At 69.7% G+C, this 17,782-nt stretch carries 20 protein-coding genes; 15 read left to right on the top strand and 5 right to left on the bottom strand.

The features are described 5' to 3' along the window. Positions 1 to 42: 42 nt before the first annotated feature. Positions 43 to 1,332, bottom strand: coding sequence for an AI-2E family transporter (locus tag EXW95_RS03530; protein WP_371809889.1), 1,290 nt, complete (start codon positions 1,330 to 1,332; stop codon positions 43 to 45). 138 nt (positions 1,333 to 1,470) lie between these two features. Between EXW95_RS03530 and EXW95_RS03525 the strand changes: the two genes are divergently transcribed. Beyond that, positions 1,471 to 2,298, top strand: a complete 828-nt coding sequence (locus tag EXW95_RS03525; RefSeq protein ID WP_371809888.1) for a TerC family protein — start codon at positions 1,471 to 1,473, stop codon at positions 2,296 to 2,298. Between the two features lie 17 nt (positions 2,299 to 2,315). On the opposite strand, the gene EXW95_RS03520 is transcribed toward EXW95_RS03525, so the two are convergent. Further along, on the bottom strand, positions 2,316 to 2,720 hold the full coding sequence (locus EXW95_RS03520; protein WP_174366291.1) for an Hsp20/alpha crystallin family protein: 405 nt from the start codon (positions 2,718 to 2,720) through the stop codon (positions 2,316 to 2,318). A gap of 70 nt (positions 2,721 to 2,790) precedes the next feature. Here EXW95_RS03520 and miaA point away from each other — a divergent pair, with 70 nt between their 5' ends. Then, positions 2,791 to 3,699, top strand: coding sequence for a tRNA (adenosine(37)-N6)-dimethylallyltransferase MiaA (miaA, locus tag EXW95_RS03515; protein ID WP_371809887.1), 909 nt, complete (start codon positions 2,791 to 2,793; stop codon positions 3,697 to 3,699). 152 nt (positions 3,700 to 3,851) lie between these two features. After that, complete coding sequence (glgC, locus tag EXW95_RS03510; protein ID WP_174366289.1) at positions 3,852 to 5,093, top strand: glucose-1-phosphate adenylyltransferase; 1,242 nt, start codon at positions 3,852 to 3,854, stop codon at positions 5,091 to 5,093. Between the two features lie 172 nt (positions 5,094 to 5,265). On the opposite strand, the gene EXW95_RS21255 is transcribed toward glgC, so the two are convergent. Together EXW95_RS21255 and EXW95_RS03505 are read right to left on the bottom strand one after the other, a co-directional pair. Further along, entirely contained in the window at positions 5,266 to 5,385 is a 120-nt protein-coding gene (locus tag EXW95_RS21255; RefSeq protein ID WP_371809886.1) for a transposase, read from the bottom strand. A gap of 202 nt (positions 5,386 to 5,587) precedes the next feature. Then, a complete protein-coding gene (locus EXW95_RS03505; protein ID WP_174366288.1) occupies positions 5,588 to 5,971 on the bottom strand; it encodes a hypothetical protein in 384 nt (127 codons plus the stop codon). Between the two features lie 191 nt (positions 5,972 to 6,162). Here EXW95_RS03505 and ispH point away from each other — a divergent pair, with 191 nt between their 5' ends. The 12 genes from ispH to EXW95_RS03445 all read left to right on the top strand — a co-directional run bounded on the left by ispH (position 6,163) and on the right by EXW95_RS03445 (position 16,171). Next, complete coding sequence (ispH, locus tag EXW95_RS03500; protein WP_174366287.1) at positions 6,163 to 7,158, top strand: 4-hydroxy-3-methylbut-2-enyl diphosphate reductase; 996 nt, start codon at positions 6,163 to 6,165, stop codon at positions 7,156 to 7,158. Beyond that, on the top strand, positions 7,159 to 7,488 hold the full coding sequence (locus tag EXW95_RS03495; RefSeq protein WP_371809885.1) for a DUF1294 domain-containing protein: 330 nt from the start codon (positions 7,159 to 7,161) through the stop codon (positions 7,486 to 7,488). Between the two features lie 44 nt (positions 7,489 to 7,532). Next, on the top strand, positions 7,533 to 8,336 hold the full coding sequence (locus EXW95_RS03490; protein ID WP_174366286.1) for a [LysW]-aminoadipate kinase: 804 nt from the start codon (positions 7,533 to 7,535) through the stop codon (positions 8,334 to 8,336). Positions 8,337 to 8,384: 48 nt separating this feature from the next. Beyond that, complete coding sequence (locus tag EXW95_RS03485) at positions 8,385 to 8,666, top strand: hypothetical protein (RefSeq protein WP_174366285.1); 282 nt, start codon at positions 8,385 to 8,387, stop codon at positions 8,664 to 8,666. A 105-nt stretch (positions 8,667 to 8,771) separates the two neighbouring features. After that, positions 8,772 to 10,319 carry a gamma-glutamyltransferase family protein gene (locus tag EXW95_RS03480; protein ID WP_174368789.1) on the top strand — a complete coding sequence of 516 codons (1,548 nt, stop codon included), beginning with the start codon at positions 8,772 to 8,774 and terminating at the stop codon, positions 10,317 to 10,319. Between the two features lie 79 nt (positions 10,320 to 10,398). Beyond that, entirely contained in the window at positions 10,399 to 10,698 is a 300-nt protein-coding gene (locus tag EXW95_RS03475; protein WP_174366284.1) for a hypothetical protein, read from the top strand. Between the two features lie 45 nt (positions 10,699 to 10,743). Next, positions 10,744 to 11,820, top strand: a complete 1,077-nt coding sequence (locus EXW95_RS03470) for a rod shape-determining protein (RefSeq protein ID WP_174366283.1) — start codon at positions 10,744 to 10,746, stop codon at positions 11,818 to 11,820. A gap of 97 nt (positions 11,821 to 11,917) precedes the next feature. Beyond that, on the top strand, positions 11,918 to 12,346 hold the full coding sequence (gene fabZ, locus EXW95_RS03465) for a 3-hydroxyacyl-ACP dehydratase FabZ (RefSeq protein ID WP_174366282.1): 429 nt from the start codon (positions 11,918 to 11,920) through the stop codon (positions 12,344 to 12,346). A gap of 73 nt (positions 12,347 to 12,419) precedes the next feature. Then, positions 12,420 to 13,550, top strand: a complete 1,131-nt coding sequence (locus EXW95_RS03460; RefSeq protein ID WP_174366281.1) for an LptF/LptG family permease — start codon at positions 12,420 to 12,422, stop codon at positions 13,548 to 13,550. Next, a complete protein-coding gene (locus EXW95_RS03455; protein ID WP_371809884.1) occupies positions 13,547 to 14,674 on the top strand; it encodes a glycosyltransferase in 1,128 nt (375 codons plus the stop codon). The genes EXW95_RS03460 and EXW95_RS03455 overlap by 4 nt, the downstream gene beginning before the upstream one ends. Further along, a complete protein-coding gene (locus EXW95_RS03450) occupies positions 14,671 to 15,411 on the top strand; it encodes a polysaccharide deacetylase family protein (RefSeq protein WP_174366280.1) in 741 nt (246 codons plus the stop codon). Before EXW95_RS03455 ends, EXW95_RS03450 begins: the two co-directional genes overlap by 4 nt. A 19-nt stretch (positions 15,412 to 15,430) precedes the next feature. After that, a complete protein-coding gene (locus tag EXW95_RS03445; RefSeq protein WP_174366279.1) occupies positions 15,431 to 16,171 on the top strand; it encodes a class I SAM-dependent methyltransferase in 741 nt (246 codons plus the stop codon). Between the two features lie 92 nt (positions 16,172 to 16,263). On the opposite strand, the gene aceA is transcribed toward EXW95_RS03445, so the two are convergent. Beyond that, positions 16,264 to 17,577 carry an isocitrate lyase gene (gene aceA / locus EXW95_RS03440; protein WP_174366278.1) on the bottom strand — a complete coding sequence of 438 codons (1,314 nt, stop codon included), beginning with the start codon at positions 17,575 to 17,577 and terminating at the stop codon, positions 16,264 to 16,266. Positions 17,578 to 17,782 lie beyond the last annotated feature (205 nt).

Below are 17,782 nucleotides of genomic sequence, written 5' to 3'. Positions count from 1 at the left end.
CACGTCGCGTGGGCGGGACACCCAAACGCAGATTCTAGCAGATCAGGGGGCGCGCGGGGTGGTGGGCGTGTCGGGTGACTCGCCGGGGTCGCCGGGATCGGGGGTGACCTCGGTCGCCAGCGCGGCCTCCAGGTCCAGTTCGCCCTGTTCCAGCTGGCGTTCCAGTTCGGCGTCCTGCACCTCGGCGCGGGCCTTGCGGACGGCCTCGCGGGCCTCCTCTTCCCGGTCGAGTTGCTCCTCGACGACGCCGCTGATGAGGGCCATGGCGACCGCGTCGGGGATGTCCGGCGCTTCGCGCAGGTAGAAGTGCTGGTAGATGGCCTTGATGACGATCAGGAACGGGACGGTCAGGAACGCGCCGACCAGGCCGAACACCCCGCCGAACAGGATGACGCCCACGATGACGCTCAGGGGGTGCAGGTTCCCGGCCCCGCCGACCAGCAGGGGGCTGAGGGCGAAGCCGCTGACCTGCTGGAATACCAGCACGAACACGGCGACCCACACGGCCTTCTGCGGGTCGTCCGCGAGGGTGAACAGGATCGGCGGGATGGTCGCGACGATGGGGCCGATGGTGGGGACCAGTTCGCCCAGCGCGGCCAGCAGGCCGAACACCAGCCAGTTCTGTACGCCCAGCAGGTAGAAGCCCAGCGCGGTGCAGCTGCCCGTGACGAGCATGACGAGCAGCGTGGCGCGGCCCCACGCGCCGGTCTGCTTGAGGATCTGCGCCAGGGCGTACGTGGCGGCCAGCCGGTGCTTGGGCGGCACGGCGCCCAGCACGCCGTTCACGAGCGGCACGGGGTTCCCGAGGACGTACACGACCATGACGAGGGTCACCAGGCCGGTGAACACGCCGCCCAGAATCAGGCTCAGGAGGCTAGGGAGCTGTTCGGCGGCGCGGCTGCTCAGTTTGCTCAGCTGGGTCTGGGCCTTGTCGATGATGTCGTCGGGCAGCATGGCGTCCATCTGCGGGTGGGCGCGCAGCCAGGCGTTCAGTTTCGGTTCGATGCGGCTGAGGTCGAAGGTGCTGCCGCCGATGCTGCCCAGCTGCGCGGCGATGGGCGGCACCGCGACGACCAGCGCGGCCGAGATCACCGCGACGACCAGCAGGACGGTCAGCGCCCCGGCGGCCGCGCGCGGCATGTGCCGTTCGAGTCGGCGTGCGACCGGATTCAGGGCGGTCGCGACGATGATCGCCAGGGTGATCGCCAGCAGGCTGGGGGCGACCTTGCTGAAGAACGACAGGCCCAGCAGGATCAGGATGACTGCGAACGCGACCGGCAGGAGGTTCAGGACGAAGATGCTGGTGGGTGGGCGGGGGTCCGGGGTGGTCACGGGCGGCCCCGGCGGGAGGCTGAGTGCGGCATGAGAAATGCAGTGTAGGAGTCGGCCCCCGCGCGTGGCAGGAGCGGACGCTTGAGGTTCCCTTCACCGTCCGGCGTGCCCCCACGCGGCGCCCCGTAGCGTGAACGGGTGAACGAGTTCCTGCACGTCATGAGCACCCCGCAGGGCTGGGTGGCGATCCTGAGCCTGACGCTGCTGGAACTGGTGCTGGGCATCGACAACATCGTGTTCATCACGCTGCTGGCCTCGCGGTTGCCCCGGCATCAGCAGGCGCTGGCGCGCACGCTGGGCCTGGGACTGGCCGTCGTGACGCGCGTGGCGCTGCTGGCGGGCATCGCGTGGCTGACGCGCCTGCAGGCGCCCCTGTTCAGCCTGCTCGGGCACGACTTCAGCGTCCGCGACCTGATCCTGATCGGCGGCGGGCTGTTCCTGATGGTCAAGAGCGTCCGGGAACTGTCCCGCATGGCGGCCGATCCGCTCGGGACCGGCGAGGCGCAGGTGGGGCAGGTGTCGCTGCTGGGCGTGATCCTGCAGATACCGCTGATCGACATCGTGTTCAGTCTGGACAGCGTCATCACGGCCATCGGGGTCAGCGGTGACGTGCCGGTCATGATCACGGCGGTCGTGATCGCCATGGTCATCATGGTGGCCGCCAGCGGCCCGATCAGCCGCTACCTGGACACCCACCCGCCGCTGAAACTGCTCGCCGCGGCGTTCCTGCTGCTCGTCGGGACAAACCTCGTCGCAGAGGCCTTCGAGGTCGGTGTGCCCAGCACGTACCTGTACTTCACGATGCTGTTCGCCGGGGTGGTCATGCTGTTCACGGTCCGCGCCGCCCGCACCGTCCGCACGCAGGCCGTGGACCGTGCCGTGCAGGAGGCGCTGACCGCCCGCAAGGACGAGGCCGCCACGGACGAGCCGGACACGGGCGGAGGCGGACCCCGGCCTGACCGCTGACCACCCGGCCGCGGTGGTCAGTCCTCGCCGGGAGTGTCGTCGCGGTGGGCGGTCACGTTGATGGTCGGGTGGCGTTTCTCGAACTTCACGGTCAGGACGCCGCCGCTCAGGGCCGCCTGCCCGGACTGGGGCACGACGGGTTCCGGGAAGGTGAAGGTGCGGCGGAAGGTGCCGCTGGGCCGCTCGGCGTGCAGCAGTCGGGTCACTTCGGGCCGCTGTCCGGCGACGGTGACGGTGTCGCCTTCCTCCAGCAGTTCCAGCGAGTCGGGCTGCACGCCGGGGACGTCCAGGTGCAGTTCCAGGTGGGTGTCGCCGTCGCACCAGTCGGCAGCGGGGGTCCAGGGGCCGACGCCTGCGAGGGACTCGACCTCCTCGCGCAGCGTCATGAGGTGGTGCAGGCGCGCCAGCACGGGTTCGTTCATGCGGCCCAGGCTAGCACCGCCCGGCGCGGCCACACTGTGCATTCCCGCCCGCGCGGCTATCATCGGGCGCGTGCAAGGCCCGCAGACCGTTCCGATCCTGACCGCCCCCACTGCCGCCGGGAAGTCCGCCCTGGCGCTGGAGGCGGCGCTGGCGTGCGGCGCGGAGATCGTCAGTGCGGACGCGTTCACGGTGTACCGCGGGCTGGATATCGGCACGGCGAAGCCCGGCGCGCAGGACCTGGCGTGTGTGCCGCATCATCTGATCGACGTGGCGGACGTGACCGGGACGTTCGACGTGGCGCGTTTCGTGACGCTGGCCGAGGCGGCCATCCGGGACGTGCTGGCGCGCGGGCGGACGCCGCTGGTGGTGGGCGGCACCGGCTTCTACCTGCAGGGCCTGATGCAGGGGCTGCCGCTGACCCCACCCAGCGACCCGCAGGTCCGCGAGGAGGTCGAGGCGGACCTGGAGGCACGGGGCCTGGACGCCCTGCTGGCCGACATCGCCGCGACCGACCCGGCCGAGGCGGCCCGCATGGAACGCAACCCGCGCCGCGTGGTGCGGGCCGTGGAGGTCCACCGCCGGACCGGGCGGTACCCGGGGTCGTTCGGGCGCAGTGAGCCCGCCTTCCGGTACGCGCCGCTGGCGTTCACGCGCTCCCCGGAGGACCTGGAAGCGCGCATGCACGCGCGCGTGCTGGAAATGTTCACGCGTGGCTGGGCGGACGAGGCCGCGTGGCTGGCCGCGCAGGTGGACCCGGACGCGCTGCCCAGGCCGACGGTGTGGCAGGCCCTCGGGTACCGCGAGGCGCTCGCCGTGGCGCGCGGCGCCCTGAGCGTGCATGACGCGGCGGCGCAGGTGACGCTCGCCACGCGGCAGTACGCGAAACGTCAGCTGACGTTCACCCGGACGCAACTGCGCGTCCCTGTCTTAAGCGCCCATGAAGTCCCGGCGGCCCTGACGGAACTCCTGACCCGCTAGGGTGACGCGGCCACCAGCCGGACACGGGACCGCCGCCGGGTGCAGGCTGTGCAGTTCAGCCCGGCAGTCCACCTGCAGCGGGAACGGTATTGTGAACGTCAGCACACGTAGCAATCGGCCCGCGTCCACCGGCTTCACTGGAGGGAACACACATGAAACCACGCGTACTGGGAATGATCCTCGCGGGCGGGCAGGGCAGTCGCCTGGCCCCGCTGACGCAGAAGCGCAGCAAACCGGCCGTGCCGTTCGGCAGCAAGTACCGCATCATCGACTTCGCGATCAACAACTTCATCAACAGTGGCGTGTTCTCCATCTACGTGCTCACGCAGTACAAGGCGCAGAGCCTCACGGAGCACATCCAGCGCGGCTGGCGCTTCGGGACGTTCCTCAGCGACTACTTCATCACGCTGGTCCCCGCGCAGATGTACCGCATCGAGGAACTCGGACCCGTGTGGTACCGCGGGACCGCCGACGCGGTGTACCAGAACATGCACCTCATCGACAACTACGAGGCCGACTACGTCGCGATCTTCAGCGGCGACCACATCTACAAGATGAACGTCGAGCACATGCTGCAGAAGCACATCGAGACCCGCGCGGACGTCACCATCGCCGCGTACCCGATGCCGCAGGCGCAGGCGCACCAGTTCGGCGTGATGCACGTCGACCACAACTGGCGCGTCACGGACTTCCTGGAGAAACCCAAGAACCCGCCCAGCATCCCCGGACAGGACGGCGTGAGCCTGACCAGCATGGGCAACTACATCTTCTCGCGCCGCGCGCTGGAGGAACTCCTCGAGACGAACATGGGCGGCGGCGAGGCCGGCTTCGACTTCGGCGGGGACGTCATCCCCCGCGCCCTGAGTGACGGGTACAACGTCATGGCGTACGACTTCCACCGCAACCCCATCCCCGGTCAGGCCGGACCGAACACATACTGGCGGGACGTCGGCACGCTGGACGCGTACTTCGACGCCAGCATGGACCTCGTGAGCGTCAACCCGGAATTCGACATCTACAACCCGCAGTGGCCGCTGCGGACCAGCAGCGAGTTCTCCCCACCCGCGAAGTTCGTCCACGAGAGCGACGGCCGCAAGGGGCAGGCATTCAACACGATCATGGCCGGGGGCGCGATCATCAGCGGCGGCACCGTCCGCGACAGCCTGCTGGGGCGCGGCGTGCGCACCCACTCGTACTCGCTGGTCGAGAGCTGCGTGCTGTTCGACGACGTCGAGGTAGGCCGCCACGCACACATCCGCAACTGCATCGTGGACAAGAACGTCGTCATTCCGCCCGGCATGAAGATCGGCGTCGACCCCGAAGAGGACCGCGCGCGCGGCTTCACCGTGACCGACAACGGCGTCGTCGTGGTCCCCAAGGGCTTTACCTTCTGACCGCAGAATTCAGGCGTATCGAGGGGGACTTTCAATACGCCTGAACGAGCGGCCTCGAACAGCCGCGCCGCCCAGTCAATTTTTCTCTCAGTGTCGGCTTTGACCTGGAGAGCGGCGAGCATCGCCATCCAGGTGCCGACATGTGCCCAGCGATCGAAGCGGTCTCCGGGTGTTACAGGATGCCGTTCAGGACGGTCCGATGATCTGTAGAGGCGTGTCCACGTCTGGGGTTGGTAGGCAGCAGTGAGGAGAGGGTCGCCCACTGCTGTTCGGTGAGATCCGTCGGTTCCATCTGCCCATCCTTGCAGATTCAGCCAGACAGACCCTGGGCGGGCGGCCCGCGCTGGAGGCAGGGTCAAGTGCCGTCTGATACGGACTCCGTTTGTTTCGTTCACAACCCGGGACAGCACCGGGTTGCCAACTCCACGTCCGGAACCCGTTTCTCTCCTTCTCGCATCCGCTCGGATTGACGCCTCCTTTCATTGGAGTTCGTGTCAGGCGGCTGGTGTGACGGGTTGCGTGCGGTGGGCGAAGTCGGCGGTGCGGGTCAGTGTGGCGGCGCAGGCGCTGATCGCGTCGGGGGAGGGGTTGATGACGAGCACGTTGCGGGTGCTGGCGCGCAGGTGGGCCAGGGCGTGCTGGGTGCTGGGGACCGTCACGAGGCTCGCGGCGGGTGCCTCCGGCGTGAAGCCGGGGGTGGGCGTGCCGAGCCCCTGCTGGAGTTCCGGTGGGTAAGGGCCGACCAGGACGATCTGGTACCCGTCGCGGGCGGCGAGTCGGGCAATCTTGGTCTGCAGGGTGGCGGAGAGGTGGGCGGCGCGACAGACGAGGACTGACTGGGTGATGTTGTAGGGATGCGCGAAGGCAGCGACTGTCATGGGTTGGTACTCAGTGTAGGAGTGCTTTCATGAGTGTGCCGATAAGGTTTTTCACGCGTGAGGGGGGGTGTGCCCCCGGAGCGGTGCAGATGGGCTTGACATGTTGACCGTCCCCTGATTCTTTCCGGGGGGGTTGTGCCCTGGACGTGGGCGCACGGTCTGTGGCGGGGCGCCGCTTTACACTGGGCGGCATGATCGAGCGGATTCATCTGGCCAAACCTCGCGGCTTCTGCGCCGGGGTCGTGATGGCCATTCAGGCGGTCGAGAAGGCCGCGCGGACCGAGGAGAAACCGGTGACGGTGTATCACTCCATCGTGCACAACCATACGGTGGTGGACCGGCTGTCGCAGGGGTACGGCGTGCATTTCGTGGAGGATCTGGACACGGTGGATGCCCTGCCGCAGGGTGGGGAGACCGTGGTGTTCAGCGCGCACGGCATCAGCCCCACCGTGCGTGAGCGGGCGCGGGCGCTGGGTCTGGCGACCATCGACGCGACCTGCCCGCTGGTGACGAAGGTGCATACCGAGGCGAAGAAGTACGCCCGCGAGGGGTACACGATCCTGCTGATCGGGGATAGCGCCCGGCATCAGGAGGTCATCGGCACGCGCGGCGAGGCGCCGGACGCGACCATCGTGGTCGGCGTGCTCGGTAAGAGTGGCGAGGGACTGGCTGACCCGCACACGGTGCAGGTGCCGGACCCGGAGCGGCTGGTGGTGCTCACGCAGACCACCCTCAGCGTGGACGACACCCGAAGGACCATCGAGATCCTCAAGGGGCGCTTCCCGGCGCTGGTGGTGCCGCCCAGCGAGGACCTGTGCTACGCCACGAAGAACCGCCAGGACGCCGTGAAGGCGATCGCGCCTCACGTGGACCTGTTCCTGGTCCTGACGAGCACGCACAGCAGCAACGGCATGCGCCTGCTGGAACTCGCGGAGGCCGAGTGCGGCCGCTCGGTGCGGCTGGAGACGGCGGCGGACCTCGCGGGCGTGGACTTCACGGGCGTGCGCTCTGTGGGGATCACGAGTGCGGCGAGCACCCCGGACGATCTGGTGCAGGAGGTCGTGGCGCACTTCCGCGCGCTGAACCCGGCCCTGGAGGTCGTCGAGGAGGGTGAGTGGGAGAACATCGAGTTCCGCGAGCCGAGGAAGATCCTCCCCACCCAGGCGCTGCCGCGCACCATGCAGTAGGTGCCGGGCGACGTTCTGGGAGTGGCGGCGTTGCTGCTGCGCCTGCTGCTGGCGTGGCAGGTCGTGTGGGGCCTGGTGGCCTTCGTGGCGATGTGGCGCGACAAGGGGCTGGCGTCCGAGGCAGGCCGCACCCGCATCCCTGAGCGGCAGCTGCATGCTCTGGAGGCGTGGGGTGGCTGGCTGGGCTCTTGGCTGGGTCAGCGGGTGTTCCGGCACAAGACCCGCAAGGTCGCGTACCAGCGGGTATTCCGCCGGATCGCACTGGTGTGGGCGCTGGCGGACGTGGTGATCGTGGCGGGGCTGATCCTGCTCCCGCTAATTTTCAATTGATAAGAGTTTGACCCTTCTTCCTGTCATGCGCTAGGATGCCGGGCATGATTGTTGTGAAAGTCGGCGGAAGCGCCGGAATCGACTACGACGCCGTCTGCGCCGACCTCGCCGCCCGCTGGAAGAACGGGGAACGCCTGATCCTCGTCCACGGCGGCAGCGGCGAGACCAACCGCGTTGCCGAGGCCCTCGGGCACCCCCCGAAATTCGTCACCAGCCCCAGCGGTTACACCTCCCGCTTCACGGACCGCCAGACCCTGGAAATTTTCGAGATGGTGTACTGCGGCAAGATGAACAAGGGCATCGTCGAACGCCTCCAGCGGCTCGGCGTGAACGCCGTCGGTCTCAGCGGCCTCGACGGACGCATCTTCGAGGGCAAGCACAAGGACTCCGTGCGCGCCGTCGAGAACGGGAAGGTCAAGGTCCTGCGCGGCGACCACACGGGCACCGTCGAACGCGTGAACACCCACCTGATCGACCTGCTGCTCGCCGGAGGGTACCTGCCGGTCCTCACGCCGCCCGCCAGCTCCTACGACGGCGTGGCGATCAACGTGGACGGCGACCGCGCCGCCGCCGCGCTGGCCGTCGCCCTGAAGGCCGACGCGCTGCTGCTGCTGTCCAACGTGCCTGGCCTGCTGCGCGCCTACCCCGACGAGGCCAGCCTGATACGCGAGATTCCCGCCGCGGACGTCGAGAACTACCTGGAATTCGCGCAGGACCGCATGAAGAAGAAGGTCCTGGGTGCCGCCGAGGCGGTGCAGGGCGGCGTGAAGCGCGTCATCTTCGGGGACGCCCGCCACGGCCAGCCGGTCAGCGCGGCCCTGGGCGGCCAGGGAACCGTCGTCTCCTGACGCGCACAGCAGGTGGGGCAGGACTGGGTGCGCTATGCTGACCCGCTCATGCTGTCGCCCGCAGACCTCCTCACCTTCCTGAACGAACGCGGCGGCCGCGAATACCGCGTGCAGGCCCTGCTGCACACCGGGCGGGGCCGCAAGGCCGCCGTGCGTGAACTGGGCGAGTACTCGCTCACCGCGCGCGGCGAGACCGTGCAGGCCACCGGCCCCAGCGGCCAGACCCGCGACCTCACGCACGCGGACTTCCTCAGCGTGTTCGGGAGCTACACCTTCGGGCCCGCGCAGCCCACCGGACGCCTGACCGACCTGGGCCCGCTGTTCAGCTGACCCGGCCAGCCCCCGGCCCCGGCGCCGGGCACGCGATAGGCTGCGTCCGTGACCTTCCAGCCTGAATACCCGAGTGTCCGCCGCCCCGTGTACGCCCGGCGCGGCATGGTCGCCACCAGCCAGCCCCTCGCCGCGCAGGCGGGCCTGAGCGTCCTGCAGCAGGGCGGGAACGCCGTGGACGCCGCGATCGCCACGGCCGCCGCACTGACGGTCGTGGAACCCACCAGCAACGGCATCGGCGGGGACCTGTTCGCGCTGGTGTGGGCGGGCGGGGAACTGCACGGCCTGAACGCCAGCGGTGCGGCGCCCGCCGCCCTGAGCCTGGACGCCTTGCAGGAACGCCACGCGGGCGAGATGCCCCGCCACGGCTGGACGCCCGTCACGGTGCCCGGCGCGGTGCGCGGCTGGGCCGACCTGCACGCCCGCTTCGGTCGGCTGGACTTCGCGCAGGTCCTCGCGCCCGCCATCGCGTACGCGCGGGACGGTTACCCGCTGTCCCCGGTGCTCGCCGCGAACTGGGCGCGGGCGACCGGCATCTACCGCCGCCTGAACCTGCCCGAGATGGCCGAATGGTTCCGTACCTTCGCTCCGGACGGGTTCACGCCCGTGCCCGGCGCGCTGTGGCGCAGCGAGGGCCACGCCCTCACCCTGGAACAGATCGCCGCGACGCACGGCGAGGCGTTCTACTCCGGTCAGCTGGCCGGGCAGATCGACGCGCACGCCCGCGCGCAGGGTGGCCTGCTGACCGGCGCGGACCTCGCCGGGCACGCCAGCGAATGGGTCACGCCCATCCACACCGACCTGCACGGGCACCGCGTGTACGAGATCCCGCCGAACGGGCAGGGCATCGCCGCGCTGATCGCCCTGAACGTCCTGCGGGGCGTGCCGCTGCCCGAGCGCCGCGACGACCCGCGCGGGCTGCACCTGCAGATCGAGGCGATGAAACGCGGTTTCCACGACGCGCACACCTTCGTGGCCGACCCCCGTCACACCCCGGTGGACGTCGCGCACCTGCTGTCCGGCGCGAATGCCGACGCGCACCGCGCCCACCTGGGAGACGTGGCGCACGACCCGCGCACCCGCGCGCCCAGCACCGGCGGCACCGTGTACCTCGCCACGGCCGACGAGGAGGGGCAGATGGTCAGCCTGATCCAGAGCAACTACATGGGCTTCGGCAGCGGCGTCGTCGTGCCGGGCACCGGCATCGCCCTGCACAACCGTGGGCACAACTTCCACACCGACCCCGCCCACCCCAACGCACTGGCGCCCGGCAAGCGCCCGTACCACACCATCATTCCCGGCTTCCTGGGCCGCGCGGACGGCACCCCGGTCGGCCCGTTCGGCGTGATGGGCGGCTTCATGCAGCCGCAGGGGCACCTGCAGGTCGTGCTGAACACCGCGTACTACGGCATGAACCCGCAGCAGGCGCTGGACGCCCCGCGCTGGCAGTGGCTGGACGGCACCCGCGTCGAGGTGGAACACGCGCTGGGCGGCACCCTGGCCCGCGAACTCTCGCGCATGGGCCATTTGGTCAACGTGCAGCTCGACCCCGGCGCATTCGGGCGTGGGCAGATGATCCGCCGCGACCCCGTGACCGGTGTGCTGGAGGGCGGCACCGAGACCCGCACCGACGGCCACATCGCCGTCTGGTGAGCGCGGAACCCCCTGAACTTCTGCTGAAGCTGTGAAGTTCCTCACCGCCTTCCCGACGGGCGCCCGTACAATTCATCGGATGTCCGTGCCGCCTGCCTCCCACCTCACCCGCGCGCCCTCGTGGCAGCGCGTCCTGCTGCTGCTCCTGAGCGTCCTGCTGTTCCTCGGCGCCGCCGCGCTGGCCCTGCTGACCCTGGGCCTGTTCTCGTCCCTCGCCGCCAACGGCCCCCTGTGGCTGCAGTCCCTCGGCGTGATCGCCGCGAGTACCACGCAGGCCCTGGGACTGGGCGGGCTGTCCGGCGTGGCGCAGGCCTTCACGCTGGTGGGCCTGACCAGCCTGACGGCAGCCCTGGCCGCGTACCTGAAACCCCGCGCCTGAGCGCCCCCAGCGCATGAGGAGCGGTTTATGTGACCCTCACGTCGCATGCTAGGATTGGGGAGTTTTGTACCGGAGGCGAGTGTGAGGCTGTCAGAAGACATCGGAATTGACCTTGGAACGGCGACGTTCCTGATTTACAGCAAGAGCCGCGGCCTGGTGCTGCAGGAACCCAGCGTGATCGCCATGGCCCGCGACAGCAAGCAGGTGAAAGCCGTCGGCGAGGAGGCCTACCGCATGATCGGCCGCACGCCCGGCGGGATCGTCGCCGTGCGCCCCATCAAGGACGGCGTGATCGCCGACGAGGGCCTCACCGAGAAGATGATCAGCATGTTCCTGCAGAAGGTGCAGGGCGGCCCCGGACGCCTGCTGGGCTTCAAGCCGCAGCTGATGGTCGGCGTGCCCAGCAACGTCAGCGACGTCGAGAAACGCGCCGTGCTGCGCGCCGCGATCCACAGCAACGCCCGCCGCGCCTTCCTGATCGAGGAACCGCTCGCCGCCGCGATCGGCGCGGGCCTGAAGATCGCCGAACCGGTCGGCAGCATGGTCGTCGACATCGGCGGGGGCAGCACCGACGTCGCCGTGATCTCGCTGGGCGGCATCGTCGTCAGCGAATCCCTGCGCGTCGCCGGGAACGAGTTCGACGAGAGCATCATCCGTTACGTGCGCCGCAAGCACAACGTCCTGATCGGCGAGCGTACCGCCGAGGAGATCAAGGTGAAGGTCGGCGCGGCGATGCTGCTCGACGACGCCGAGAACCTCACCGCCGAGGTCCGCGGCCGCGACCTGATCAACGGTCTGCCCAAGACCATCAGCCTTGACTCCACCGACGTCGTCGAGGCGCTGTCCGAACCCGTCACGAAGATCGTCGAGGGCGTCAAACGCGTCCTGGAGATCACCCCGCCGGAACTGGTCAGCGACATCATCGACCGCGGCATCGTCATGACCGGCGGCGGCAGCCTGCTGCGCAACTTCGACGAACTGCTTCGCCAGACGACCGGCATTCCCGTCGCCGTCGCCGAGAACGCCATTGAGGCGGTCGCGGTGGGCACCGGCATGGCCCTGGAGATGATCCCGGTGCTGGGCGACTCGCTGGTCAGCAGCGACAACTACCTGCGCCGCTGAGCCGCCCGCCCGGCGCATGCGCCCGGCTCGGATGGGAGGAGGCCCTCGCAGCCCCCTCCCGTTCCCGTTTCTTCCCCCGCGCCCCCGGAGGCCTGACATGGACCCGATCCTGATTCAAGACGTCCTCAAGACCCTGCCCCACCGCTTCCCGTTCGTGATGGTGGACCGCGTGCTGTCCATCCAGGACGGCGAGGTTCACGCCCTGAAGAACGTCACGGTGAACGAACCGTTCTTCCCCGGCCACTTCCCGCAGGAACCCGTCATGCCCGGCGTGCTGATCGTCGAGGCGCTGGCGCAGGCCAGCATGTTCTGCCTGCACGGGCAGCTGGAACCCGGCACGATCGGGTACCTCGCGGGGGTCGAGGGCGCACGCTTCAAGCGCAAGGTCATCCCCGGCGATCAGCTGCACCTGCACGCGAAACTGGAGTTCCTGCGCCGCGGGCTGGGCAAGACCACCTGCCGCGCGCTGGTGGACGGCGAGGTCGCCGCGGAAGCCACCATCCTGTTCGCGGTCGCCAAAGGGTGAATGAAGGCCTGACCGGCCCTGGCTGCCAGGACGCAGCGGGTACGCTGCTCAGGATGTCCACGCAGGAGTGCCGTTGACCCGACTGACCCGCTACGTGACGCTGGAGCTTCTGCCGCCGCTGCTGGCGGGCACGCTGCTGTTCACGGCGATCCTCAGCTTCGGGTACTTCTTCATCTCCAGCCAGTGGCTGCAGGGCGTCCCGGTGGCTCTGGTCGGGCAGTGGATCGCGTATCAGGTGCCGGACACGCTGGTGAAGGTGCTGCCCATGGCGGTCGTGCTGATGACCGTGGTGGCGTTCGGCCGCATGAGCACCGAGCGGGAACTCGTGGCGGTGCAGTCCGGCGGGATCAGCCTGGGCCGAGTGGCGCGCCCGGCCGGTGTGGTGGCACTGCTCGTTACAGCCCTGTCGGTGTGGCTGAGCCTGTGGGTCGCCCCGAGGTTGAACGTCGAGACGCGCGGCCTGTACTGGGACGTCCTGACCGGCGCGGGCCTGTCGCAACTGAGCGGCAAGACCGTGGACCTCGGCGACGGGGTCACGCTGTTCATGCGCGGCTACGACGCCACCACGCGGGAACTGCAGGGCGTGCGCCTGGACCGCTGGGAGCCCGGCAACGCCCGGCTGGGCACGCTGACCTTCGCGGACCGCGCCACCTTCGAGAACCGCGTGCTGACCCTACGGGACTACCGGGTGTTCCGCGTGGACTTCGGCGCGGCCGCCCGCCTGCCCGGCGCCGCGCGGGACCCGCTGACGCTGCCTGGCACCGTCGCGCAGACCTTCCCCGCCATCCGGTCCGGGGCCACGCTGCGGGTGGACACCGGCCTGAGCCGTGAGGAGACCCTCGCGAAGTACGCCGATGCGGTGGGGGCCGACGCGCAGGGCTGGCCGGAGCTGATCGCCAGCCTCACAGCCCCCGGCGTGGAGCCCGCCGAGCGGGACGCGGCGCGCGTCACCCTGAACCGCAAGCTGGCGCTGCCCTTCGCGAATCTGGTGCTGGCGCTGGCCGCCCTGCCGTTCGCGCTGCGCTACGGGCGGACGCTGGGCGTCGCGCTGGGGCTGGCCCTGCTGCTGGCGGTCGCGTACTACCTGCTGTTCTTCCTGGGTCTGACCCTCGCCCCTCTGCTGCCCGCCCTGCCGGAGGCCGGGGTGTGGCTGGCGAACGTGCTGTTCGCGGCCCTCGGACTGACCCTGCTGAGGCGCGCGTGACCCCGCCAGACCGTCACGACCCGCTGCGCGCCCTGATCGTGTCCGCGTCGTTCGGCAGCGGACACCATCAGGCGAACGGCGCCCTGGACGCCGCGCTGCGTGACCTGGGCGTGCCGCTGGACGCCCGGCACGCGGACCTGCTGAAGTACATGAGCACCCCGGAACGCGTGATCACCGCCGGAACGTACGACCTGTGGCTGCGGCACGCGCCGGGCCTGTACAAGGCCTTCTACCACCTGACCGACACCGACCGCGCGCCCACCGCGCAGGCCTTCGGGTGGCTGGGCTACCCCGCCATGCGCCGCGACGTGCTGGACGTCCGCCCCGAGGTGGTCGTCAGTTCCTACCCCACGCCGGTCGCGCTGGCGCACAACGTCCGCCGCCGCACCGGCACCGAGTTCCTGAACGGACTGGTCATCACCGACTACCGCGTGCACCAGCACTGGGCGCGCGCCGAGGCCGACCTGCTGATGGTCCCGAACGAGGAGGCCCGCGAGCAGCTGTCCCGCTGGCGCATCCCTCCGGAGCGGGTGGAGGTCACGGGCATTCCCATCGCGCGGGTGTACCGCGACCTGATCGGCGCTGACCGGGCCGCGCTGCGCGTCAAGCACGGCCTGGACCCGGAGTTACCCCTGATCCTGATCTCCGGCGGCGGGACCGGCAGTTACCGCGCACTGCCGCAGGTGCTGCGCGAACTGGGCAACCTGGGTCAGCGCGTGCAGGTGCTCGTCCTGGCCGGCGCGGACGGGCACGGCGTCGTGCAGGTGGGCGGCGCGACCCTGCACCGCCTGGGCTTCACCACCAACTTCCCGGAACTGCTCGCCGCGTCCGACCTCGTGGTCGGCAAGGCAGGCGGCCTGACCGTCGCGGAAGCCACGACGCTCGGCGTGCCTCTTGTCGTGCACGCCCCTATTCCCGGACAGGAGGAGTTCAACACCGACTACCTGGAACGCCACGGCGCGGCCCTGTGGGCGCGGTCCCTGGCCGACGTGCGCCCGGCAGTGCTGCGCGCCCTGGACGCCGACGAACGTGCCCGGATGTCCTGCGCCGCCCGGCGGGTCAGTCGCCCGGACGCGGCCGAGCAGGTCGCGCAGGTACTGCTGCGCCGCCTGGGCCGCGCGTGACCCCTCCCTGGCGGTGGCTGGCGGGTCTGGCCGCTGGGGCAGCCCTGTACATTGGCCTGCCGTACCTCCTCGTGCAGCGCGGCGGACTGGGTGTCATTACGCGGGGTGACCCGGCTGGGCGGCAGGTCGCGCTGACCTTCGACGACGGCCCGGACCCGCGCAGCACCCCCCTCGTGCTGGACACGCTGCGCGCGGCGGGCGTCCACGCGACGTTCTTCATCCTGCCTGCGCTGGGGCGGCAGCACCCGGAGCTCCTGCGCCGCCTGCTCGACGAAGGGCACGAGGTCCTGCCGCACGCGCACCGGCACCGGCATGCCTGGACCCTGCTGCCCTGGGTCGCCTTTCGCGATCCGGGACAGGCCACGCGTGAGGTGGAGGCACTGACCGGCACTCGCCCCCGCTTCCAGCGCCCCCCGCACGGTGCGTACAGCCTCGCCACGGTGCTGGGTCAGCGGGTCGCCGCGGTCACCGGCGTTCACTGGACGGTCGAGGCCCGTGACTGGGCACCGGACGCCACCCCCGACACCGTCCGCGCCGCAGTCCGGCGGCAGGTGACGCCCGGCGGGATCATCGTCCTGCACGACGCCGGGCCGGGTGCGCGGACGACCCCCGCGGCGCTGCCGGGCATCCTGGCTGACCTGCACTCACGCGGTTTCGAGGTCGTCCCCCTCCGCGACCTGCGCGGCGCGCGGCCCGGCACGCTGCGGGACGTGTGGCGAACCCTTCACGGGCGGTGAATCCCGTACCCTGGGGCGCGTGAACTACGACGAGTTTGCCGACCTGTACGACCACCAGTACGACGTGTACCGCGACGACCTGCACCACTACGCCCGAGTGGGCGAACAGGCGCGCGGACCGGTGCTGGAGATCGGCTCCGGCACCGGCCGCGTCACGACGTTCCTCGCGCGGCGCGGCGTGGACATCACGGGCCTGGAACCCAGCGCGCGCATGATCGAACGCGCCCAGGACCGCGCCCAGCGCGAGGGGCTGACCGTCAAGTACGTACAGGGCGACGCCCGCACCTTCAGACTCGACCAGCGCTTCGACACGGTCATCGCGCCGTTCAACGCCCTGATGCACCTCTACACGCCCAACGAGCAGCTGCAGGCCATGCAGAACATCCACGCGCACCTGCAGCCGGGCGGACACTTCACGTTCGACCTGTTCGTCCCCCGATTCGGCAAGCCGCACACCCTGCGCCACGAGGGCGAGACCTTCCACGCGCCCGACGGCAGCCGCACCGACGTGTTCCTCGTGCAGCGGCACGACAAACCCCGCCAGCACATCACCACCGAGTACCACGTGGACACCACCGCGCCCGACGGCACCCTGAAACGCCGCCACTACACCCTCACGCAGCGCTACTACACCCGCTACGAAGTCGAGTGGCTGCTGCGCTTCGCGGGCTTCGAGAGCCCCCGCGTGACCGGCTCGTTCCAGGGCGGCCCGCTCGACGCGCACAGCGAGGTCATGGTCTTCAGCACCCGCGCCGTGTGACGGATGAGTGAACGCCGACCGGGAGAACCCTGTCTGGGCTCTCCCGGTGTCGGCGGTCATGGCGCAGTCCGGTTCAGGACTGGAGTGGATGGTCAGTCGTGGGCGGCGGCGAGTTCCTTGTGGCTGCCGAACTGCTCGGCCTCGGTGCTGCCTGCCAGGGCGGTGGTGCTACTCTGCCCGCCACCGGCGGCCTGGGCGACGAGGTCGAAGTACCCGGTGCCGACTTCGCGCTGGTGCTTGACGGCGGTGAAGCCTCGTTCCTGGGCGGCGAATTCGCGTTCCTGGAGTTCCACGAAGGCGGTCATCTGGTTGCGGGCGTAGCCGTAGGCGAGGTCGAACATGCTCATGTTCAGGCTGTGGAACCCGGCCAGGGTGATGAACTGGAACTTGTAGCCCATCTTGCCCAGTTCGACCTGGTACTTGGCGATGGTCTCGTCGTCGAGGTTCTTCTTCCAGTTGAAGCTGGGGCTGCAGTTGTACGCCAGGAGCTTGCCGGGGAACTGCGCGTGGACGGCCTCGGCGAACTTGCGGGCGTCTTCCAGGTTGGGCACGCTGGTCTCGCACCAGATGACGTCGGCGTAGGGGGCGTAGGCCAGGGCGCGGCTGATCGCCTGGTCGATGCCGGGAGTCACGTAGTAGAAGCCTTCGGGGGTGCGCTCGCCGGTGCAGAAGGGACGGTCGTTCTCGTCGATGTCGCTCGTCAGGAGGTTCGCGGCGTCGGCGTCGGTGCGGGCGATCAGGACGGTGGGGACACCGCTGACGTCGGCGGCGAGGCGCGCGGCGTTCAGGGTGCGGATGAACTGACTGGTGGGCACGAGCACCTTGCCGCCCAGGTGACCGCATTTCTTCTCGCTGGCCAGCTGGTCCTCGAAGTGCACCCCGGCGGCGCCCGCCTCGATCATGGCCTTCATCAGTTCGAAGGCGTTCAGGGGGCCGCCGAAACCGGCTTCCGCGTCGGCGACGATGGGCACGAAGTAGTCGATGTCGCTCTTGCCCTCGCTGTGCTGGATCTGGTCGGCGCGGCGCAGGGTGTTGTTGATGCGCTTGACGACGTCGGGCACGCTGGACGCGGGGTAGAGGCTCTGGTCGGGGTACATCTGCCCGGCGTTGTTGGCGTCACCGGCGACCTGCCAGCCGCTCAGGTAGATGGCTTTCAGGCCGGCCTTGACCTGCTGCATGGCCTGGTTGCCGGTCAGGGCGCCCAGGGCGTTCACGAAGGGCATCTCCTTCATCTGACGCCACAGTTTCTGCGAGCCGTGCTTGGCGAGGGTGTGCTCGATGGGGAGGCTGCCGCGCAGCTTGACGACCTCGTCGGCGCTGTAGTTGCGCTTGATGCCCTGCCAGCGTTCCTCGGTCTGCCAGGTTTTTTCGAGGATCTCAGCGGGCGTGCGGGGGTTGGTGGTCATGGGGGTGCCTCCGTGGGGTGTGAGGGGCGATCCGCCGCGCCCGGTCTGAGCGTGGTGGGTCTGGGGAGTGGGTGTCTTACGTGCCCGGTGTGGGCGGTCCCTTTCGGTGAGGGCATTGTGCCGGGCGGCCCGGCCGGAAAGCGGTGGTGTACCCATGACAGGTGGAAGTACACCACCAGGTCAGGTACACCACCATGGATTCAGT

It is taken from the genome of Deinococcus sp. JMULE3, assembly GCF_013337115.1.
In the GTDB taxonomy this organism is placed as follows: domain Bacteria; phylum Deinococcota; class Deinococci; order Deinococcales; family Deinococcaceae; genus Deinococcus.
The sequence above is the reverse complement of the archived record's forward strand: the minus strand, read 5'-3'. Positions and strand labels throughout refer to the sequence as shown.